This is a genomic window from Paraburkholderia phosphatilytica (assembly GCF_003443895.1).
Classification (GTDB): domain Bacteria; phylum Pseudomonadota; class Gammaproteobacteria; order Burkholderiales; family Burkholderiaceae; genus Paraburkholderia; species Paraburkholderia phosphatilytica.
The window spans coordinates 1-19,675 of sequence record NZ_QQOA01000017.1; the positions used below are offsets into that span (position 1 = coordinate 1).

Consider the following 19,675-nt stretch of genomic DNA (forward strand, 5'->3'; position numbering starts at 1 on the left):
GCAGTTTCCAACCCCGCAGCCTGCTGTTCACGCACACCACAATCACGCAACTTCAGTGCGCTGAACACGACCCGCAAACCACCCGCGAACCGCGCCTCATCGCACTTTCCCGCTTCCCCGCGCCCCGGTCCCGAAGCGCGAAAGACCGAGATTCTAGACACATGAACAGCCCCGCGCAACCCCACGGCGAAAAATATTTTCGCCGTGCATCATGACGCTTCGCGAGGCTCGTCGGACGCATCGTGCGCGGTGGCCGCAGCAGTACCCGCAGCAGCGCCTGAACTACTTCGCTGCCGCATCTCGAGCGCAAGCGCCCGAGCCTCCGGCGATCCGATCGTCCAGTCATGCAGCACGGCGTAGGCGACGGCGAGCAAGGTCGGTCCGATGAACACGCCCAGAAACCCGAACGCGAACGCGCCGCCGAGAATGCCGAGCATCACGAGAATGAGCGGCATGTCGCTGCTCTTGCCGATCAATATGGGCTTGACCACGTTATCGGCCATCCCCACGACGAGCACGCCCCAAATCACCAGAAAGATCGCCCAGCCCGTCGAGCCGCTGTGATACAGCCAGATCGCGGCCGGCAGCCAGACGATGACCGGGCCGCCCGGCGCGACCGACAGAAAGAACGTCGCGAGGCCCAGTAAAGCCGGCGCAGGCACACCGGCGATCCAGCAACCGACGCCTTCCAGTACGCCCTGCACGAGGGCCGTCCCGAGAATGCCGTAGACCACACCCTTAACGGTGCCGCCCGCGAGCGTGAGCAGATAGTCGGCGCGCGGACCGGCGATCCGCCGCATGCCGGCGTTCAGCCAGGCGGCCGCGCCCTCGCCCCCTGTATAGAAGAAAAACGCGAGCACGATGCTGAGCGCAAGCAGCCCCACTCCATGCGTGACCGCGATCGCCGCGGCAAGGATCCAGTGCCCCATCGGCTTCGCCAGTGCATGCAACTGCGCGACAAAATCGGCGCTGCTGCCCGTCACGCGCACCCAGAACGACTGGATGCTGTCGCCCACGAGCGGAATACGCACCACCCAGTCAGGCAGGCTGGGCGGCCCCGCATCGAAGAGACGCTGCACGAGCGCGATGATGTCGTGAACATGCGCGCCCAGTGCAACGCCCGCGTAGACGAACGGCCCGAGCAGCACGACGAGGATCAGCAGGACGATCAGCACCGCCGCGAGCTTCCTGCGCCCGCCCATCGCGCGGGCGAGTCGCCGGTAGAGCCCCCACGAGCTGTAGCTGAGAATTGCGCCCCACAGGAGTGGAGTCGTAAACGGCGCGAGCACCAGCAGCGAACCGCCGACGAGCACAATGAGTGCGAACACCGCCGCGAGCCGTTCGATCAGTTGATCCGATTTCAAGATAGACCTCTTTCTTTTGCTTCGTCCGTGAAACGATGTGCGTCAGCGAAGCGCCGCATCGTTCAGCAAAACGTCCACCGACAAGGCGATCCGCCACCTGCACACGCAAAAGATGGCGCGCGCCAGAAGAGACTAGAATATACGGTTCTCCGAACCTAATTTCCGGATTTATGCGCTCGCGAATCGCAAAACGCCTCCCTCCCGACGCCGACAAGCTCGTCGGCCTTTCGCTCGCGCTCTTCGCGTCGGGCAGCCGCATCGAAGACCGCTTCTGGGAAGCGAAGCTCGACACGCTGCTGACGAAGATCGTCCGCAACGGTAACCAGACCACGCTCGACGCCGCGCTCGATCACCTGCAGCACAATCATCCGGACGCCTACGGCGCGTTGGCCGACATGGCCGAAACGCACAGCGAGTCGTTCATCGTCGAGCACGATGGTGTGCAGCACGAAGCATTGCTGATCGCGGCGCCCGTGCTCGCGTGGACGCGCTACGCGATCCCGTCGGGGCCGCTGAAAAGCGACGCGGCCGACGCGCTGCGCGCCCACCTGCAGGCTCACGTGCTCGCCGACGGCACACGTGTCGCCATGGCACCGTTCCTGTACAGCATCGATCAACTGCCGCGACATCACGTCGAGACGTGGCGCGTCGCCCAGCAACTCGCCCAGGCGGCGATCGGCAGCGGCAACGTCAAGCTGAACTTCGGCGAACTGCCGGAGACCTCGCCGATTCTCGCCGACCCGCGCTTCCTGCTGGCCGTCGTGACGAGCCCGGTCGGCGCGCCGGTGTTTCGCTGGCAGGAAGAAGAGCACGGCTCGCGCATCGAGCGCGGTCAGTGTCTCGAACAGTGGTCGACCCAGGGCGGCGCGAATCTCGCGGTCGTGCTGCCGGGCTGCGAATTCGAATGCCTGCTGCCGGACGCGTACTACTCGGCCTGCCGCGACGCCGACGAGCGCGTGCGCCCGCACACCGTGTCCACCGCCGTGCGCTATCTGTACGACACGATCGGCGCGGCGCCGCAGGAACTGCGCGCGGTCGTCGCCGGGTTCGGCGAGCGGCGCATCGACGAATACCGGATCGGTTTCACGAAGCGCGGCAGCAACGACGTGATCTACGGCGTCGTCTGGCCGCTCTACGGACGCGAGAACGCGGAAACCGGGATCGACGAAGAGCCGCAGGAAGCGTCGACCGGCGAAGGTCCGCTCGAAGAAATCGTCGCGCTGCTGAAGGAAACGGGCGTCACGGAAATCCGCCGCCACTCGGGCCGCTTCGAGCCTGAATATTGCGACGACTGCGGCGTCCCGCTGTACGCCGACCCGCTCGGCGAGATCGTGCACGCGGAAATGCCCGAAGACGCGGAACCTGCCCAGCCGCATTTTCACTGAGCGGGCGCAGTATTTTCCGCTTTTCATAGTCAGCCGTCTTACCCGACAAGGCCTCGCTTTGTGCGAGGCCTTGTCGCACGGGGCTTTCGCGTCGTCGCGCTCGCGTCGACACATCGTCCTATATCGTCTGGCCAGGCCGACGCAGCCCCACAAATTTGCCATCATGCCTCTCAGAGCGCATCACGACGCGGCCGTCGCGCCGTTCGAACCGCGCATCTCGCAACGACCATCTGGAGGCAGGGCATGCGGTTTTCTCTTCTCAATCCCGACGCGGAACGCCGCGAAGGGCTCAAGGCGTTGATCCGTCAGATCGACCGGCACGCACGCTTCAGCGAAGCTCACGACTGGCGTCAGGCAGACCGCGCGCTGCGTCGTACGCCACCCGATCTGCTCGTCATCGACTGGGAAGACTCGATGAGTCTCGCGGACCTGCGCAAGCTGGTTGCGCAGCATCCGTCGCTGGCCATCGCGGTTCTGACCGACGAGGCGTCGCTGTCATGGGTTCGCGCGCTCGTCGACGAAGGCATGCTGGGCATCATCCCGCGCGGCACCAATCCGGACCTGATCGTGCGCGCGCTCGAAATCGTGGTGCTGGGCGGCCACTATGTGCCCGCGTGCGCGCTTCATACCAGCAAGGACAAGGAACGCTCCACGGACGTCGCCGTGCGCCCGTTCAATCCGGTCAACCCGGGACCGAAGCGCGTGCGTCCGGTCATCACCCTGTCGCCGCGACAGGAGCAGATCATGCGCTGCGTCCACATGGGCAGCACGAACAAGATGATCGCGCGCACTCTCGGCATCAGCGAGGGCACGGTAAAAATTCATCTCACGAGCATCTTCCAGCAACTGGGGGCACCCAACTGGGGGCACCCAATCGCGCGGCGGCGGTCGCCATTTACAACGGCTGGATGGCTGCGCAGCTCGAGGTGCTGCGCAGCGGCACGACTTCAAAACCCCGGCCCAGGCATGGTCAACATGGTGTGGTGCCGCTGCGACGCCGCGGCGCCAAGGCGTTCGTCTACGCACTGCCGGCGCCGGGCCAGTCCACGTCCCTGCCAATGGCCGCCGAACCGACGGTTCCGTTCGGCAAGCCTCGTCCGTCCGACGATCCACCCACGCCCGAAGCTGCCTGACGGATAGCCGGTGGACAGCCCGTGGACTGCCGGTGAGCCTCGTTGCCCCGTCTGGCATGGAATCCGCTCACACCTTTTGGGGATCAACGAGTAATATGAGAAACATGGGTTTTCTCTACACACCGCTTCCATTGTGGGTCGCTGCCGGTGGCTGGGTCGTCGCCGCGGGGCTCCTCGCGCTCGCATTGTGGAGAAGGCCGTTCAAGCGTCTTCAGGACGCCACGCTGCAGCACGTGTGGCTCGCGATCATCGTGGCAATCGCGGTGCTGTGGGCCACCAACGCGTGGCTCGACGACGGCACCGTGATGCACCTGCTGGGCGCGACGCTCGTCGTCACGCTATTCGACTGGGCGCTCGCGCTGGTCGCGATGGGCGTCGTCACGGGGCTCGCCGCGGTCGTGTTCGACGCGCAATGGCAAGGCATCGCGATCACGTTCCTGATCTTCGGCGCATTCCCCGTCGCGGTGTCCGCGCTGATCCAGCGTGCATGCATCGCGTGGCTGCCTCGCAACCTGTTCGTCTTCATCTTCGGGCAGGGCTTCCTGTCTCCCGCCATCACGGTCGCGCTCACCTCCGGCCTCGCGCTGGCGGTACACATCGGGCTGTCGGACGGCTCGCTCAAAGTGGTGCCGATCGGCTACGCGTTCAGCGTGCTGCTGCTGGCGCTCGGCGAATCGTGGTTCACCGGCATGTCCACCGCGTTGATCGCCGTCTACCGGCCGGCGTGGGTCACCACCTACGACGTGCGACGATACCGGCTCGGCGGCCCGCGCACCTGAGCGCGCCGGGCTTGCCCGCTCCTTCCCTCGCGAACAGCAAGACAACGGAGACAGCGCCCATCAGCCGCGTTTGACACGTTCCGCGCGTGCCCTTCCGCGCAATGGCACAATGTCGTCCCGGGCGTGCCGACACGAGTGTCGGTCTTCAATGAATCGGCCTTCAATCGTCGCGCTGTGCAAAGCGATCGAGTGTTTCCACCACGACCCGTTAAAATAGTTGTGTCACGATTGAACTCTCATTAGCCGTTGGGCATCTTATGTGCCTGAGATCTGAACAGCATCTAACTTGATGGATCGCACCACCGTACCGCGCCGATTGCTGCGCCTGGTCGGCCGGGTGATGGTCGTGGTGTCGGGCGTATCGCTCGCGCTGTCCGTCCCTGCGTTCGCCGACCAGCTCGAACAGCACAACGAACTCGTCAACAAATTCATCACCGACATGCACGCCGATCCGCTCGTCGCGGACTGCGCGGCGCATGCGGACTTCGTGGTCAGCACGTCCACTGCCTTCGATCACGTCGACTTCCCGCCCTCCTCGTTCGACAGCTCGCACGCCACGGTCACGCCGTGGAACGATTCGTTCGACGAAGGCAAACAGCGCGTGAAGGTCGACAACATCGTGACCATCGAAGGTCTCGGCATCCGCACGAACAACGTCGGCGATCCGATGGACCTGAAGTTCCGCTGCGGCTATCTCGGCAACCAGATGCTCGCGTTCAGCTGGAACGATCCGGTGCCGATGGCGAAACCGCGCTCGGAGCTGGGCGGGTCGAGACACAGCGCGAAGGGTCACCACGTCGCAAAGAAATCCACCGGCAAGGCCGCGAAGGGCAAGGCAACCGGCAGCAAGTCCAGCGCGTCGAAATCGACGAAGAGCAAGAAGAAGACGACGCATTGATGCGTCGCCGATCGCAAGCGAAACAAGCTCGGCAAAAGCGACAAGAGCCGCAAGCGCACAAGCAAAAAGCGGGAGCCGGCAACGGCTCCCGCTTCTTTCCCGCACTCACGCACCGCAAGCTCGGCGATCACCAAGCCCGCATCACTGCGCCGCGCGATACCCCTCGATATGCATCAGGATCGCGTGCAGCATCGCCGCACCGAGCGACGCGCTGCGCTCGCCGTTCCAGCCCACGCGCGCATCCGGCAGATTCGCGTTGTCCTTGAACGGCATTTCGAGCGTCAGGGAAAGACACCCATAGCGGTGCCCGATGTACTTCGACGCGAGCTTCAGCGCATCCTCGCGGTACTTGCTCGCCGCGTAGCCGTATTTGTCCTGGAAGTCGACGCTCGCGAGCTTGAAGGTTTCGATGAACGCCTTCTGCTCGTGCCCCTGCGCTTCGGTGAAGCCCGGCAGCATCTCCGACCCGGCCACGAACACATACGGCAGCGCCTCGTCGCCGTGGATGTCGAAGAACATGTCCACGCCGGTCGCTTCGATCGCATCGCGCACGAGCAGCACTTCCGGGCTGCGCGCCGCGTCCGGCTCCATCCACTCGCGGTTCAGATTGGCGCCCGCCGCGTTGGTGCGGAGATTGCCGTGCACGCTGCCGTCCGGATTCATATTCGGCACGATATGAAAGACCGCGTGATCGAAGATACGGCGCGCGACCGGATCGCCCGCCCAGTCGCCCCAACCCGCCAGCCGCTTCACCAGCCCCTCGACGAACCACTCCGCCATCGTCTCGCCCGGATGCTGGCGCGCGATGATCCAGATCCGCTTCAGCTTCGCGCCTTCCGCGCCGTCCAGGACCTCGGCGCCCGGCGCGCCGAGCGTCAGCATCGACATCGGCCGGCCCTCGACGGTACGTCCCAGTTCGGTCAGCGTCGCATGCGGCATCTGCTGCACGGCGCCGAGAAACTCCGAGTGACGCTCCTCGCTGTACGGCTCGAAGTACGCGTAGTAGATGCGATCGAACTCCGGCGTGTGATCGATCGTCAGCACACGGCCGTCGTACGCGGTCGGCACGCGGAACCAGTTCACGCGGTCATAGCTCGCCATCGCCTCGTAGTCTTTCCAGCCTTCGGCGAACGCGCACTCCGACGCGTTCTCGAAGGTCATCACGCAGCGCTCGCCGCGCGCGCCGGATAACCGGAAGTAGAACCACTGCGCGAACTCCGCGTGCGAATCGCGCCGCACGCGCAGACGGATCGCATCCGCGCTTTCGCAGGCGACGACCTCGATCGCGCCCGCGTCGAAATTGCTGGTAATCGATAAAGTCATAGCTGTTCCCTGCGACTGACTGTCTGCTGTGCTCGCCCGCAAGCGCCGTGCTCAGGGCGCGATGCGCCGGCGGAACACATAGGTGGAATCGTTCGACGCATCCGCATCGAATGCATAGCCTTCGGCGTCGAAGCCTTGCAGCGCCGTCGGCTCGTCGAGCCGATGCTCGACCGCGTAGCGCGCCATCAGGCCGCGCGCCCGCTTCGCATGAAAGCTGATGACCTTGTAACGCCCGCCCTTCCAGTCCTCGAACACCGGCGTGACGACGGGCACATCGAGCAGCTTCGGCTTCACCGAGCGGAAGTATTCGGTCGAAGCGCAGTTCACGAGCACGCGCGCGCCTTTCCGGTTGCGCGCGAACTGCTCGTTGAGCGCCTCGGTGATGCGCGGCCCCCAGAACGCGTACAGATCCTTGCCGCGCGCGTTCTCGAAACGTGTGCCCATCTCGAGCCGGTACGGCTGCAAGAGATCGAGCGGACGCAGCAGCCCATACAGCCCGGACAGCACGCGCACGTGGTTCTGCGCGTAGTCGAGATCCGCCGCGGACAGCGTCTTCGCGTTGAAGCCCTCGTACACGTCGCCGTTGAACGCGAGCACCGCCTGCTTCGCGTTGCTCGCGTCGAAGGTGGTGGACCAGTCGGCGTAGCGCTGGAAATTGAGCTGTGCGAGCGGATCGGACAGATCCATCAGCGACGCGATCTGCTGCGGCGACAGCCGGCGCAGGCCGTCGATCAGTTCGGCCGCGTCGTCGATGAAATCGGGAAGCGTGTGCTTGCGGATGTGAGGCGGGGTGTCGTAGTCGAGAGATTTCGCCGGCGACAGAACGATTATCATAGAGGCTTTCAGGCACGCCGTGCCTGGCGGTCAAAAGACGAAAGCCAGATTGTAACGAATGCCCGATTCCGCTGCCTCGCGTCCTTCTCCTTCCACGGCTTCCGCGGCTCCCTTGCGGGCCGTGCTCGATTCGAATGTGTGGATCGACATTCTCGTGTTCGACGATCCGCACACGCGCCCCATTCTCGCCGCGCTCGAACAGGGCACGCTGTGCGCGCCGATCGACGCGCGCTGCCTCGGCGAACTCGCGCGCGTGCTCGACTATCCGCAGTTCGTGCAGCGCGCGGTGGACAAGGCCGCGGCGCTCGCCACAGTCGCACGCCTCACGGTGCCGGTCGATCCGCCTGCGCGGGACGCCACCGACGCAGCGCAGGCACAAGCCGACGCGCGTCCGCTGCCGAAATGCAAGGACCGCGACGACCAGAAGTTTCTCGAACTGGCGCACGCATCGAGCGCCGACTGGCTCGTGTCGAAAGACCGCGCGGTGCTGAAGCTCGCAAAGCGCGTCGCACGCGACTTCGGCTTTCGCATTGCGCAGCCGGCGCCGTTCGTCGAGCAAAGCGGTCTCGGTGTCAGCACGAGCAATGGCCCGAGCAAACCAGCAACAGGAGCAACAGCAGCACAACCCGCAGCACAGCAGTCTTCAGCCGAACAGACGCCCGTCTAGCGGACAAATGCGCGAAAACCCGCGCCCCGCGTCCGGACTCGCCGCACGCTAGCGCGCGATTCCCTACAATCGACGTCTGACACTCCACGCCACCGTCGCCAGGACGTCATCGTCAGACCGCCAGACCGCCGGAACCAGAACAGCAACCGAACCGCAGCCTGCCCACCGCCCCGGACCCGCTCATGAACGCACCGAACGATACGCCGCACTCGCCCAGCTTCCCGTCCCGCCTGCCGAGCGTCGGCACGACGATCTTCACCGTGATGAGCGCGCTCGCGGCGGAGAAAGGCGCGGTGAATCTGGGCCAGGGCTTTCCGGATTTCGACTGCGATCCGCGCATCGTCGATGCGGTCAGCAACGCGATGCGCGCCGGCCACAACCAGTACCCGCCGATGGCCGGCGCCGCGCCGCTGCGCGAAGCGATCGCGAACAAGATCGAGCGCGTGTACGGCCGCCGCTACGACGCGGGCAGCGAGATCACCGTGACGGCGGGCGCCACCCAGGCACTGCTGACGGCGATCCTCTGCGCGGTGCATCCTGGCGACGAAGTGATCGTCGTCGAGCCGACCTACGACAGCTATCTGCCGTCGATCGAACTGGCGGGTGGCAAGCCGGTATTCGTCACGCTCGAAGCGCCGGACTACGCGATTCCGTTCGACCGCCTCGCCGCCGCGATTACGCCGAAAACGCGGCTCCTGCTGATCAACACGCCGCACAATCCGACCGGCACCGTCTGGCGCGCGGAAGATATGCAGAAGCTCGATGCGATCCTGCGCGGCACCAATGTGCTCGTGCTGTCCGACGAGGTGTACGAACACATGGTCTACGACGGCGCGCCGCATGAAAGCGTGTCGCGCTATCCGGGTCTCGCGGAGCGCAGTTTCGTCGTGTCGAGCTTCGGCAAGACCTTCCACGTGACGGGCTGGAAGATCGGCTATGTCGCAGCTCCTGCCGCGCTCACCGCCGAGTTCCGCAAGGTCCACCAGTTCAACGTGTTCACCGTGAACACGCCGATGCAGCTCGGGCTCGCGAGTTACCTCGCCGATCCCGCGCCGTATCTGAACCTGCCCGCGTTCTACCAGCAGAAGCGCGACTTCTTCCGCGCCGGCCTCGCGAACTCGCGCTTCAAGCTGCTGCCGTGCGAAGGCACCTACTTCCAGTGCGTCGACTACTCGGCGATCAGCGACCTGCCCGAAGCGGAATTCGCGACGTGGCTCACCGGCGAGATCGGCGTCGCGGCGATTCCGGTGTCCGCGTTCTATCACGAGCCGCACGAATCGGGCGTCGTGCGCTTCTGCTTCGCGAAACAGGAGAGCACGCTCGCGACCGCGCTCGAGCGGCTCGCGAAGCTCTGAGTCAGTCACGGAGCGCGCGATGCGAACAAACCCGACGGCATCCCTAGCGCGCTCAATTGCCCTTCCAGATGGCGCCTCTCGCGAACGCCGCCTTGCGGTCCGCGTTCACCTTCAGTGCGGCGGCCCGGTCGCTGAACGCCTGCAGATAAGCGCGCCAGTCGATGCCCGCCTCGGCCAGAAAGTCGCGGCCGTAGACGATCTGCGTCGACTGCCCGACGAGCGGCAGGCTCGCATAGCCCGCGGCATCCGCCACGGAAAAACGCTCGCCACGCACGAACGGCGCGAACTTCGCGAGCCGCTTGAAGCCCTCAATGTGCCGAACCAGCAGCTTCTCGGTGCGCCCCTTCGTCGCGTCCGTGATGGTGCCGCCGAAGAACGCCTGCTTGTACAGATTGCGCGCGACCAGTTCGAGATGCACGTCGATGAAGAACATCAGTTCGCGCTCCTTCGCCGCTTCCCACGGGTCCGCGGAAAAGATCCGCTTCTCGGGATACGATGCGGCGAGATACTCGACGATCGCCTGCGACTCGCACAGCGAGCCCTGTTCCGTGACAATGAACGGGATCTTGCCGAGCGGCGAATGCGCGAGCATCGGCTCGGCCTGCGAGGGCGCCGTCGGTACTTCCTCATACGGAATGCCGTACTCGAGCAGCACGAACTTCACCTTGTTGAAGTAGTTCGACTGCGCAAAACCATGCAGCTCAATCATCCGGTGTCTCCTTCCGGTTCGAGGTCGAAGGTGGCGCAGGCAGCGGCGGCGAGAAGCTGTGCCAAACAGCGCCGACGCATCGCGCGCGATGCATTCGCCGGGCCATTGCGAGATCTCCATGATGGCCCCGCAAATGAATTGCAGGACAAATCGCACGATCGTGCTATCTTAAAAATAACCATGGAGTCACGCAAGTCATGACCTCTCGCGAATCAACCAGAGCCATCGAAACGATCGGCATCGTCGGCACCGGCGCAATGGGCCGCGGCATTGCGCAGATCGCCTCGCTGTCGGGCCTGACCGTGCGCCTGTTCGACACGAACCCGGCCGCCGTCGGCGCCGCGCGCGACTATCTCGCGGACACGTTCGCCAAACTCACGTCCAAGGGCAAGCTCGACGACGCGAAAGCACGCGCCGCGCTCGCGTGCGTAAGCGGTGCGGAATCGCTCGCCGCTTTCGCGGACTGCGATCTCGTGATCGAAGCGATCCTCGAAAAGCTCGACGTGAAGCGCGAGCTGTTCCGCGAGCTCGAAGGCATCGTCGGCGAAACGTGCGTGCTCGCGTCGAACACGTCGTCGCTGTCGATCACCGCGATCGCGGCCGGCTGCAGCCGCCCCGAGCGCGTCGCGGGCTTCCACTTCTTCAACCCGGTGCCGCTGATGAAGGTTGTCGAAGTGATCGACGGTCTGCGCGGCGACCGCGCGGCCGGCGACGCGCTGATGGACCTCGCGCGCCGCGTCGGTCACACGCCGGTGCGCGCGAAGGACATGCCCGGCTTCATCGTCAACCACGCCGGCCGCGGGATGAACACCGAAGGCCTGCGCGTCGCGGGCGAAGGCGTCGCGAGCTTCGCGGACATCGACCGGATCATGCGCGAGCAGGCCGGCTTCCGGCTCGGGCCGTTCGAGCTGCTCGACCTCACCGCGCTCGACGTGTCGCATCCGGTGATGGAGTCGATCTACCACCAGTTCTACGAGGAGCCGCGCTTTCGTCCGTCGCCGATCACCGCGACGCGGCTCGCGGGCGGTCTGATTGGCCGCAAGGCGGGCGAAGGCTTCTACGCGTATCCCGACGGCAAGCAGCAGGTCGAAGCCGTTGCACCCGCGCCTACCGCGCTGCCGGCGCGCGTGTGGGTGAGCCGCCAGCATCCGGAAGCGCGCGAAGCGCTGCTGCCGATCATCGCGAAGACCGGCGTGCCGCTCGACGAGAGCGCAACGCCGGCAGCGGACGCGCTGATCGTCGTCACGCCGTTCGGCACCGATGCAACCACGGCCGCAGTCGAAGAACAGCTGGACGCGCGCCGCGTGGTCGCGATCGACACGCTGTTCCCGGTAGCCGAAGCGCAGCGCCGCACGCTGATGACGACGCCCGCCACCACCCGCGCCGCGCGCGACGCCGCGCACGCGCTCTTCGCGCACGACGGCGTGCCCGTCACCGTGATTCGCGATTCGGCGGGCTTCGTCGCGCAACGCGTTGCCGCGACGATCGTCAACATCGGTTGCGACATCGCACAGCAGCAGATCGCGACACCCGAGGACATCGATCTCGCGGTGACGCTCGGACTCGGCTATCCGAAGGGCCCGCTCGCACTCGGCGACGCCCTCGGCGCGGCGACCATCCTCACGATCCTGCGCAACATGACCGCGGTGCTCGGCGACCCGCGCTATCGCCCGTCACCGTGGCTCGCGCGGCGCGCGCAGCTCGGCCTGTCGCTGACCCAGGGCGATGCCGCCGATGCCCCTGATGGAGCCGCACAATGAGCGCCGAACTGCTCGCGTCGACCGCGCCTGGACATGACGGCACGCTGGTGCTGACGCTGTCGAACCCCGGCATGCGTAACGCGCTGCACCCCGACATGTACGCGGCCGGCATCGAAGCGATCGACAGCGCGGACCGCGACCCGTCGATCCGCGCGATCGTGCTGACCGGTGCCGACAACTTCTTCTGCGCGGGCGGCAATCTGAACCGCCTGCTCGAGAATCGCGCGAAAGATCCATCGGTGCAGGCGCAAAGCATCGATCTGCTCGGCGAATGGATCACCGCGCTGCGCGAATCGCGCAAGCCGGTGATCGCAGCAGTGGAAGGCGCCGCGGCCGGCGCGGGCTTCTCGCTCGCGCTCGCTTGCGATCTGATCGTCGCAGCGGAAGACGCGAAGTTCGTGATGTCGTACGCACGCGTCGCGCTGACGCCGGATGGCGGCGGCTCGTGGTTTCTTGCCCGCGAGCTGCCGCGCCAGCTCGCTACCGAAGTGCTGCTCGAAGCAAAGCCCATCAGCGCGACGCGACTCTACGACACCGGCGTCGTGAATCGCGTCGTGAAGCCGGGCACCGCGCGCGATGCCGCGCTTGCGTGGGCCGACGAGCTCGCGCAGCTGTCGCCGAACGCGACCGCGCGGATCAAGTCGCTGGTCGGCGCGGCGCCCGAACAGCCGCTCGCCGCGCACCTCACGGCCGAGCGCGACAGCTTCGTCGCGTCGCTGATGCATCGCGACGGCCTCGAAGGCATCAGCGCATTCCTCGACAAACGCAAGCCCGACTACTCATGAGCCTGCCCGAGCCTCTCGACACGTCCGCATGGCAGCCGCCGAAGCGGCGCCGCATCTACCTGATGCGTCACGGCGACGTCACCTATTTCGACGACACGGGCCGGCCGATCCACCCTGAAACCGTGCCGCTCAACGAGCGCGGCTGCGCGGAAGCGAGCGCCGCCGGGCGCGCGTTCGCGGAACAGGCGCTGACGTTCGACCGCGTGATCGTCAGCGGCTTGCCGCGCACGATCGAAACCGCGCGCCGCGTGCTGGCGGAAACCGGACAGCGTGCCGAGCTCGAAGTCGAGCCGACGTGGGAAGAGATCCGCGGCGGCAAGCTCGGCACGATTCCGGCCGCGAATCTCGAAGCGGCGTTTCTCGGCGCGTTCGATGGCATCGTCCCCGAAAGCACGCAGTTCCTCGGCGGCGAAACGATCGGCGCGCTGTTCGACCGCGTGCTGCCGGCGCTGCACGGACTGCGCGAAGACGCCGCATGGGACACGGTGCTGCTCGTGCTGCACGGCGGCGTGAACCGCGCGATCCTGTCGCACGCGATCACGGCGGGCGGCCGCACGTTCTTCGGCCACCTCGCGCAGGCGACTGGCTGCATCAACGCGCTCGACGTCGGCGACGAACCACGCGACTGGGTCGTGCGCACCGTCAATTACAGCCCGAGCGCACCGTTGCATCGCGATACCCGCAGCACCACGATGGAAAAGCTCTACGCGCAGTTCCTGCAGACACGCGGATAGCGCGTCGCTCGCGTGCGAACGCCACAACCGATGCAGCCAGCCGGCACGCATCGCGACATGACAACGGGAGGAGACACCCGATGACGCAACCGAACCCGGACTACGCCGCCTTCGAAGGCACGCGCGAGGTCGCGCCCCGTCACCGCTTCGATCACGATGCGTTGTCCGCGTGGCTCGCGCAGCACGTCGAAGGCTTCGCGGGTCCGCTCACCGTCGAGCAGTTCGCGGGCGGCCAGTCGAACCCGACCTTCAAGCTGATCACACCGTCGCGCGCGTACGTGATGCGCGCGAAGCCCGCGCCCGTCGCGAAGCTGCTGCCGTCGGCGCATGCGATCGAACGCGAGTATCGCGTGATGGATGCGCTCGCGGACACCGACGTGCCGGTCGCGAAGATGCTCGCGCTGTGCGACGACGAAAGCGTGATCGGCCGCGCATTCTACGTGATGGAGTTCGTCGAGGGCCGCGTGCTGTGGGACCCGGCACTGCCCGGCATGTCGCCTGCGGAGCGCGGCGCGATCTTCAACGAGATGAACCGCGTGATCGCGGCGCTCCATAAGGTCGATCCCGCGAAGGTGGGCCTCGCCGACTACGGCAAGCCCGGCAACTACGTCGCGCGGCAGATCGGGCGCTGGAGCAAACAGTACCAGGCATCCGAGACCGAATCGATCGATGCGATGAACCGGCTGATCGACTGGTTGCCGCAGCATCTGCCCAACGCGGCCGACGAGCGGACCACGGTCGTGCATGGCGACTTTCGCCTCGACAACCTGATCTTCGATCCGCACGAGCCGCGTGTGCTCGCGGTGCTCGACTGGGAGTTGTCGACGCTCGGCGACCCGCTCGCCGACTTCGCGTATCACTGCATGACGTGGCACGTCGACCCCGCGCAGTTCCGCGGCATCGCAGGGCTCGACTGGGCCGCGCTCGGCATTCCGGACGAGCCGCACTATGTGCAGCGCTATCGCGAGCGAACCGGCTTCGGCATTCCCGGCGACTGGAACTTCTACCTCGCGTACAACATGTTCCGCATCGCGGCGATTCTGCAAGGGATCATGAAGCGCGTCGTCGACGGTACGGCCGCGAGCGCGCAGGCACTCGACGCGGGCCGCCGTGCGAAGCCGATGGCCGAGCTCGCGTGGCAGTACGCGCAGAAGGTGTCCACCTCTTCCCAACCTTGAGCGAACCACGAGGTCACAGATGAATTTCGACTACACCCCGAAGGTCGACGCGTTGCGCGAACGGCTGCTCGCGTTCTTCGACGAGCACATCTATCCGAACGAAGCCGCGTTCGCCGCGGAAATCGCGAAGAATCGCGCGGAAGGCAACGCGTGGGTGCCGACCGAACTGATGGAAACGCTCAAGGCGCGCGCCCGCGAGGCCGGGCTGTGGAATCTGTTCCTGCCTAACTCCGAGCGCGGCGCGGGTTTGACCAATCTCGAGTACGCGCCGCTGTGCGAGATCATGGGCCGCGTGCCGTGGGCGCCGGAAGCGTTCAACTGCAACGCGCCCGATACCGGCAACATGGAAACCATCGAACGCTACGGCAGCGACGCGCACAAGCGCGAATGGCTCGAACCGCTGCTCGAAGGCCAGATCCGCTCGGCGTTCCTGATGACCGAGCCCGAAGTGGCATCGTCGGATGCGACCAACATCCAGACCCGCATCGAGCGCGACGGCGATCACTACGTGATCAATGGCCGCAAGTGGTGGTCTTCCGGCGCCGGCGATCCGCGCTGCAAGGTCTTCATCCTGATGGGCAAGACCGATCCGGCCGCGGAGCGTCATCGCCAGCAGTCGATGATCTTCGTGCCTGCGGATGCGACGGGCGTCACCGTGCATCGTCCGCTGACGGTGTTCGGTTACGACGACGCGCCGCACGGTCACATGGAGATCTCGCTCGACAACGTGCGCGTGCCCGCGTCGAACATCCTGCTCGGCGAAGGGCGCGGCTTCGAGATTGCGCAGGGCCGGCTCGGCCCGGGCCGCATCCACCACTGCATGCGCCTGATCGGGCTCGCGGAGCGCGCGCTGGAACTGATGTCGAAACGCGTGCTGAAGCGCGTCGCGTTCGGCAAGCCGATCGCGTCGCAGACGGTCACGCAGGAACGCATCGCCGAGGCGCGCTGCATGATCGATCAGGCACGTCTGCTGACGCTCAAGACCGCGTACATGATGGACACCGTCGGCAACAAGGGCGCGCGCGGCGAGATCGCGATGATCAAGGTCGTCGCGCCGAACATGGCCTGCCAGGTGATCGACTGGGCGATGCAGGCGCACGGCGCCGCGGGCATGAGCGACGATTTTCCGCTCGCCTATGCATACACGACCGCGCGCACGCTGCGCTTCGCCGACGGCCCGGACGAAGTGCACCGCAACGCGATCGCGAAGCTCGAGCTGTCGAAGTATCTGGATCGCGACGCGGGTTGATCACGTTCTAACGTCGCAATGCGGAAGTTGCGGCAGCGCGTTGATGCACGCCTGCCGTACGCGTTCGACGACGTGCGCCCAATCTTCATCCACCGATGTCTGGCGGAACAGGCGCGTGGTGGATGGATACCATGGCGTCGTGTCGCCCGTCTTCATCCAGCGCCAGTCGGTCGGCATCGCCGACAGCAGCGGCGGCGCGAGCGCGTCCAGCGCGGCCGCGAATTAGCCGAGTGCAAACAGCCCGGCTGCCGCGTGTTCGACGTCGCCGCTTGCGGGTTCAGCATCGACAGGTTCCATTGCTCATCTACCGTAACCAGACCGGAGCCGCCGGCATCGATCTGCAACGACGACGCTTAAGGTCGATCGCTCATTGTGCAGGAATGCCTGGTATCCGCGGGACGATTCGTGCATGGATTCGCCGCTTTTTATCGCGGGCCATGCCGCAACTGCCGACACTACTGCGCAGCGCTCAACGGCGTCGCGCATTGATCGCGCTTCGCTGCATGCTCAACGAGTGAAAGCCAGCCTTAAGCGTCCTGCCGCGCGCCCTGCAGCATCAAACGATCTGTGCTGTAATTTTCGCCTGCCGCGGTGGACTCTGCGCATCTGTGCGCGCTGACGCCGCTATCCGGAACCGCACAACGCACGCAAGGAAACGACGATGATCGACGCTTATAGCTGGGCGACCCCGAATGGTCACAAGGTCCACATCATGCTCGAAGAAACGGGGCTCGCGTATCGCGTGCACGCGGTGGACATCGGCGCCGGCGACCAGTTCAAGCCCGAGTTTCTCTCGATCAGCCCGAACAACAAGATCCCCGCGATCACCGACTCCGAAGGCCCCGGTTCGACCGACGGCAAGCCGTTCCCGCTGTTCGAATCGGGCGCGATTCTCGTCTATCTGGCCGAGAAGACCGGGAAGTTTTTGCCCACCGATCCGGCGGCACGCTACGCGACGCTGCAGTGGGTGATGTTCCAGATGGGCGGCCTCGGCCCGATGCTCGGCCAGGCGCACCACTTCCGCATCTATGCGCCGCAGCAGATCGAATACGCGGTGAACCGCTATACGAACGAAGCGAAGCGGCTCTATAACGTGATGGACGCGCAGCTCGGCAAAACCCGCTACCTCGCCGGCGACGACTACACGATCGCGGATATCGCCGCGTTTCCGTGGACGCGTTCGTGGCAGAACCAGGGCATCGATCTCGATGCGGTGCCGAACGTGAAGCGCTGGCACGAAGAGATCGCCGCGCGGCCCGCAGTGCAGCGCGGCGTCGAGGTGCTCGCGTCGGCACGCAAGCCGTTGATGGACGACAAGGCCAAAGAGATGCTGTTCGGCACCACGCAGTACACGAAGCGGTGAACGCGCGCAGGCGCCGCGGCGGCTCAAACACGAACCCGAACCCGCGCTAGAAGTAGTGGCGCGTGATGAACTCGGCGACACACACCGACCGCTCACCGCCCTGCCGTTCGAATGTCACGAGCCACTCGACCTGCACGCCGTCGCCGTCGATCGGCGTGCTTTTCACCACCGCGAAGCTCGCGCGCACCAGCGAGCCGACCGGCACCGGCGACATGAAGCGCACCCGGTTGAGCCCGTAGTTCACGCCGAGCCGATGCTCGACGTGAACGGTCTTGAACAGCAGCGATGGAATCAGCGCGAGCGTCATGAAGCCATGCGCGACCGGACCGCCGAACGGCGATTCGCGGCGCGCGCGTTCCGGGTCGACGTGAATCCATTGCGTGTCGCCGGTGGCATCGGCGAAACGATCGACGCTCGGCTGGTCGATCGTCTGCCAGCCGCTCACGAACGGCGCGGCACCGACCAGCGCGGCGAACCCTTCCGCGTCGGCGATCACGGACGGCGCACCGGCCGTCATGCGCGTGCCTGCGCGGGATCGCGCAGCCCGAAAATACCCTTCGAACGCACAATCAGCACGATCTCGTCGTGCTGATTCACGCATTCCCATTCGGTCGACACGATGCCGCGGTCGGGCTTGCTCTCCATCACGCGCTTCGCGACGATCTTGTTGCGCATCCGGATCGTGTCGCCGACGCGCACCGGCTTGACCCAGCGAATCTCGTCGATGCCGGGCGAGCCCATCGACGTCGAATCCGCGAGGTAATTTCGCACCAGCAGACCCATCATCGCCGAACACGTGTGCCAGCCGCTCGCGACCAGTCCGCGGAACGGCGATGCGGCTGCCGCGGCATCGTCGAGGTGAAACGGCTGCGGGTCGAACTGTTCGGCAAACCGAACGATTTCATCGCGCGCGAACGTGTACTCGCCGACGTCGATCGCCATGCCGATTTCCATATCTTCATACGCAACGGTCATGCTGTGCTCCTCGTCCGTTTGCTCCCGCCGGAAGGCCGTAGAAAGCCGCGCGCTCAGGCTTCGCTCGTCGCGAACGACGGCAGCGCGGCAAAGCGCGCGAGATGATGATCGACGTCGCCGAGCGTCGTTTCGATCATCGTCAGGCGCTTGAACAGATGTGCGGCCGCGACTTCGTTCGTGACGCCCATGCCGCCGTGCAACTGGACGGCCTGCTGGCCGACAAAACGCGCCGCCTGCCCCACCCGCACCTTCGCCGCCGAGACCGCCTGGCGCCGCACGTCGGCATCCGCATTCGCGTAACGCACGGCCGCGAGATAGGTCAGCGAGCGCGCCTGTTCGGCGTGGATCAGCATCTCGACCATCCGGTGCTGCAGCGCCTGGAAGCGTGCGATCGGCGCGCCGAACTGCTGGCGTGTCTTCGTGTAGTCGACGGTGGCGTGATTCAGTGCATCGAGCGCGCCGACGGCTTCCGCGCACAGCAGCACGATGCCGTAGTCGGCGATCCGCTCGAGCGTTGCGGCGCCATGCTGGGAGCCGCCCAGGCGCCGCGCGGGCGTCGCATCGAACGCGAGCGTCGCCGCGCGCTGGCCATCGATGGTCCGGTAGTCGTCGAGCTTCACGCCCGACGCGCCACGTTCAACCACGAACAGCGCGATCTCGCCATCCAGCCGTGCGGGCACGATCCAGTAGTCCGACTGCGCGCCGTGTTGCACGAGCGATTTCGTGCCGCTCAGTGCGTAGGCATCGTTCGCACCGCCGCCGGTTGCGATGGTCGCGATCTCGAACAGATCGTGACGCGCATGCGGCTCATGGAAAGCGATTGCGAGACGGATCTCGCCCGTCGCGGCGCGTGCCAGTAACGCGGCATCGTCTTCACTATTGCCAGCCACGCGCAGCGCCTCGATCCCCACCGCAGTCGCCCAGTACGGCTCGACGACTAGCGCGCGTCCCAACTCCTGCATCACGACCAGCATATCGACCGCGCCGCCGTCGAAGCCGCCCTGCGCCTCAGGCACCGGCAACGCGGTCAAGCCGAGCTCGGCAAACGCCTGCCAGTGTTCGTGCGACACGCCGTCCTTCGAGTGTACGATCGCCTGGCGCGCCTCGAAGCCGTATTGCTTGTCGAGATAGCGGCGCAGCGCGTCGGCGAATTGCTGCTGTTCGTCGGTAAAGTTGAAGTCCAT

Annotated in this window: 18 protein-coding genes and 1 pseudogene; 12 read left to right on the forward strand and 7 right to left on the reverse strand. The window is 65.8% G+C overall.

Going from position 1 to position 19,675, the window contains the following annotated elements; all coding sequences use genetic code 11:
• Nucleotides 1-209: 209 nt before the first annotated feature.
• Nucleotides 210-1,364 carry an AI-2E family transporter gene (locus DVS29_RS18900; protein WP_118182021.1) on the reverse strand — a complete coding sequence of 385 codons (1,155 nt, stop codon included), beginning with the start codon at nucleotides 1,362-1,364 and terminating at the stop codon, nucleotides 210-212.
• Between the two features lie 170 nt (nucleotides 1,365-1,534).
• Between DVS29_RS18900 and DVS29_RS18905 the strand changes: the two genes are divergently transcribed.
• From DVS29_RS18905 to DVS29_RS18920, 4 genes and pseudogenes are all read left to right on the forward strand, one after another.
• Entirely contained in the window at nucleotides 1,535-2,749 is a 1,215-nt protein-coding gene (locus DVS29_RS18905) for a DUF2863 family protein (RefSeq protein ID WP_118182022.1), read from the forward strand.
• Nucleotides 2,750-2,992: 243 nt separating this feature from the next.
• A pseudogene (locus DVS29_RS18910) lies at nucleotides 2,993-3,882 on the forward strand (response regulator transcription factor).
• A 104-nt stretch (nucleotides 3,883-3,986) separates the two neighbouring features.
• Entirely contained in the window at nucleotides 3,987-4,661 is a 675-nt protein-coding gene (locus tag DVS29_RS18915; RefSeq protein ID WP_118182023.1) for an energy-coupling factor ABC transporter permease, read from the forward strand.
• 289 nt (nucleotides 4,662-4,950) lie between these two features.
• Nucleotides 4,951-5,559, forward strand: a complete 609-nt coding sequence (locus tag DVS29_RS18920) for a BspC domain-containing protein (RefSeq protein ID WP_118182024.1) — start codon at nucleotides 4,951-4,953, stop codon at nucleotides 5,557-5,559.
• 141 nt (nucleotides 5,560-5,700) lie between these two features.
• Here the strand turns inward: DVS29_RS18920 and DVS29_RS18925 are convergent, their stop codons facing one another.
• Nucleotides 5,701-6,882, reverse strand: a complete 1,182-nt coding sequence (locus DVS29_RS18925; RefSeq protein WP_118182025.1) for a M14 family metallopeptidase — start codon at nucleotides 6,880-6,882, stop codon at nucleotides 5,701-5,703.
• A 51-nt stretch (nucleotides 6,883-6,933) separates the two neighbouring features.
• Entirely contained in the window at nucleotides 6,934-7,716 is a 783-nt protein-coding gene (gene yaaA / locus DVS29_RS18930) for a peroxide stress protein YaaA (RefSeq protein WP_118182026.1), read from the reverse strand.
• Between the two features lie 58 nt (nucleotides 7,717-7,774).
• On the opposite strand from yaaA, the gene DVS29_RS18935 reads away from it, so the two are divergent.
• Complete coding sequence (locus DVS29_RS18935) at nucleotides 7,775-8,383, forward strand: putative toxin-antitoxin system toxin component, PIN family (RefSeq protein WP_118182027.1); 609 nt, start codon at nucleotides 7,775-7,777, stop codon at nucleotides 8,381-8,383.
• A 182-nt stretch (nucleotides 8,384-8,565) separates the two neighbouring features.
• Nucleotides 8,566-9,738: a pyridoxal phosphate-dependent aminotransferase gene (locus tag DVS29_RS18940; RefSeq protein WP_118182028.1), complete on the forward strand. Its 1,173-nt coding sequence runs from the start codon at nucleotides 8,566-8,568 to the stop codon at nucleotides 9,736-9,738.
• A gap of 52 nt (nucleotides 9,739-9,790) precedes the next feature.
• Here DVS29_RS18940 and DVS29_RS18945 read toward each other — a convergent pair whose 3' ends face one another.
• Complete coding sequence (locus DVS29_RS18945) at nucleotides 9,791-10,447, reverse strand: glutathione S-transferase family protein (protein WP_118182029.1); 657 nt, start codon at nucleotides 10,445-10,447, stop codon at nucleotides 9,791-9,793.
• A gap of 197 nt (nucleotides 10,448-10,644) precedes the next feature.
• Between DVS29_RS18945 and DVS29_RS18950 the strand changes: the two genes are divergently transcribed.
• The 6 genes from DVS29_RS18950 to DVS29_RS18975 all read left to right on the forward strand — a co-directional run bounded on the left by DVS29_RS18950 (nucleotide 10,645) and on the right by DVS29_RS18975 (nucleotide 17,516).
• The gene (locus DVS29_RS18950) at nucleotides 10,645-12,207 is read left to right on the forward strand and encodes a 3-hydroxyacyl-CoA dehydrogenase (RefSeq protein ID WP_118182030.1); all 1,563 of its coding nucleotides are present in this window, start codon (nucleotides 10,645-10,647) and stop codon (nucleotides 12,205-12,207) included.
• Nucleotides 12,204-12,992 carry an oxepin-CoA hydrolase, alternative type gene (locus DVS29_RS18955; RefSeq protein ID WP_118182031.1) on the forward strand — a complete coding sequence of 263 codons (789 nt, stop codon included), beginning with the start codon at nucleotides 12,204-12,206 and terminating at the stop codon, nucleotides 12,990-12,992. Before DVS29_RS18950 ends, DVS29_RS18955 begins: the two co-directional genes overlap by 4 nt.
• Nucleotides 12,989-13,726 carry a histidine phosphatase family protein gene (locus DVS29_RS18960; RefSeq protein ID WP_240655684.1) on the forward strand — a complete coding sequence of 246 codons (738 nt, stop codon included), beginning with the start codon at nucleotides 12,989-12,991 and terminating at the stop codon, nucleotides 13,724-13,726. Before DVS29_RS18955 ends, DVS29_RS18960 begins: the two co-directional genes overlap by 4 nt.
• An 80-nt stretch (nucleotides 13,727-13,806) precedes the next feature.
• Complete coding sequence (locus DVS29_RS18965; protein WP_118182032.1) at nucleotides 13,807-14,904, forward strand: phosphotransferase; 1,098 nt, start codon at nucleotides 13,807-13,809, stop codon at nucleotides 14,902-14,904.
• 19 nt (nucleotides 14,905-14,923) lie between these two features.
• Entirely contained in the window at nucleotides 14,924-16,153 is a 1,230-nt protein-coding gene (locus DVS29_RS18970; protein ID WP_118182033.1) for an acyl-CoA dehydrogenase family protein, read from the forward strand.
• A gap of 661 nt (nucleotides 16,154-16,814) precedes the next feature.
• Nucleotides 16,815-17,516, forward strand: coding sequence for a glutathione binding-like protein (locus tag DVS29_RS18975; protein WP_118182034.1), 702 nt, complete (start codon nucleotides 16,815-16,817; stop codon nucleotides 17,514-17,516).
• A gap of 46 nt (nucleotides 17,517-17,562) precedes the next feature.
• On the opposite strand, the gene DVS29_RS18980 is transcribed toward DVS29_RS18975, so the two are convergent.
• Genes DVS29_RS18980 through DVS29_RS18990 form a run of 3 tightly spaced genes read right to left on the reverse strand, consistent with a single transcriptional unit; the run spans nucleotide 17,563 to nucleotide 19,675 of the window.
• Entirely contained in the window at nucleotides 17,563-18,033 is a 471-nt protein-coding gene (locus DVS29_RS18980) for a MaoC family dehydratase (protein ID WP_118182035.1), read from the reverse strand.
• Nucleotides 18,030-18,491, reverse strand: coding sequence for a MaoC family dehydratase (locus DVS29_RS18985; RefSeq protein WP_118182036.1), 462 nt, complete (start codon nucleotides 18,489-18,491; stop codon nucleotides 18,030-18,032). Before DVS29_RS18985 ends, DVS29_RS18980 begins: the two co-directional genes overlap by 4 nt.
• A 53-nt stretch (nucleotides 18,492-18,544) precedes the next feature.
• A complete protein-coding gene (locus DVS29_RS18990) occupies nucleotides 18,545-19,675 on the reverse strand; it encodes an acyl-CoA dehydrogenase family protein (protein WP_118182037.1) in 1,131 nt (376 codons plus the stop codon).

Excerpts from the sequence above, each read along its gene's own strand:
- DVS29_RS18905 (WP_118182022.1), top strand. The coding sequence starts at position 1,535 with ATGCGCTCGCGAATCGCAAAACGCCTCCCTCCCGACGCCGACAAGCTC.
- DVS29_RS18915 (WP_118182023.1), top strand. The coding sequence starts at position 3,987 with ATGGGTTTTCTCTACACACCGCTTCCATTGTGGGTCGCTGCCGGTGGC.
- DVS29_RS18920 (WP_118182024.1), top strand. The coding sequence starts at position 4,951 with ATGGATCGCACCACCGTACCGCGCCGATTGCTGCGCCTGGTCGGCCGG.
- DVS29_RS18925 (WP_118182025.1), bottom strand. The coding sequence starts at position 6,882 with ATGACTTTATCGATTACCAGCAATTTCGACGCGGGCGCGATCGAGGTC.
- yaaA (WP_118182026.1), bottom strand. The coding sequence starts at position 7,716 with ATGATAATCGTTCTGTCGCCGGCGAAATCTCTCGACTACGACACCCCG.
- DVS29_RS18935 (WP_118182027.1), top strand. The coding sequence starts at position 7,775 with ATGCCCGATTCCGCTGCCTCGCGTCCTTCTCCTTCCACGGCTTCCGCG.
- DVS29_RS18940 (WP_118182028.1), top strand. The coding sequence starts at position 8,566 with ATGAACGCACCGAACGATACGCCGCACTCGCCCAGCTTCCCGTCCCGC.
- DVS29_RS18945 (WP_118182029.1), bottom strand. The coding sequence starts at position 10,447 with ATGATTGAGCTGCATGGTTTTGCGCAGTCGAACTACTTCAACAAGGTG.
- DVS29_RS18950 (WP_118182030.1), top strand. The coding sequence starts at position 10,645 with ATGACCTCTCGCGAATCAACCAGAGCCATCGAAACGATCGGCATCGTC.
- DVS29_RS18955 (WP_118182031.1), top strand. The coding sequence starts at position 12,204 with ATGAGCGCCGAACTGCTCGCGTCGACCGCGCCTGGACATGACGGCACG.
- DVS29_RS18960 (WP_240655684.1), top strand. The coding sequence starts at position 12,989 with ATGAGCCTGCCCGAGCCTCTCGACACGTCCGCATGGCAGCCGCCGAAG.
- DVS29_RS18965 (WP_118182032.1), top strand. The coding sequence starts at position 13,807 with ATGACGCAACCGAACCCGGACTACGCCGCCTTCGAAGGCACGCGCGAG.
- DVS29_RS18970 (WP_118182033.1), top strand. The coding sequence starts at position 14,924 with ATGAATTTCGACTACACCCCGAAGGTCGACGCGTTGCGCGAACGGCTG.
- DVS29_RS18975 (WP_118182034.1), top strand. The coding sequence starts at position 16,815 with ATGATCGACGCTTATAGCTGGGCGACCCCGAATGGTCACAAGGTCCAC.
- DVS29_RS18980 (WP_118182035.1), bottom strand. The coding sequence starts at position 18,033 with ATGACGGCCGGTGCGCCGTCCGTGATCGCCGACGCGGAAGGGTTCGCC.
- DVS29_RS18985 (WP_118182036.1), bottom strand. The coding sequence starts at position 18,491 with ATGACCGTTGCGTATGAAGATATGGAAATCGGCATGGCGATCGACGTC.
- DVS29_RS18990 (WP_118182037.1), bottom strand. The coding sequence starts at position 19,675 with ATGGACTTCAACTTTACCGACGAACAGCAGCAATTCGCCGACGCGCTG.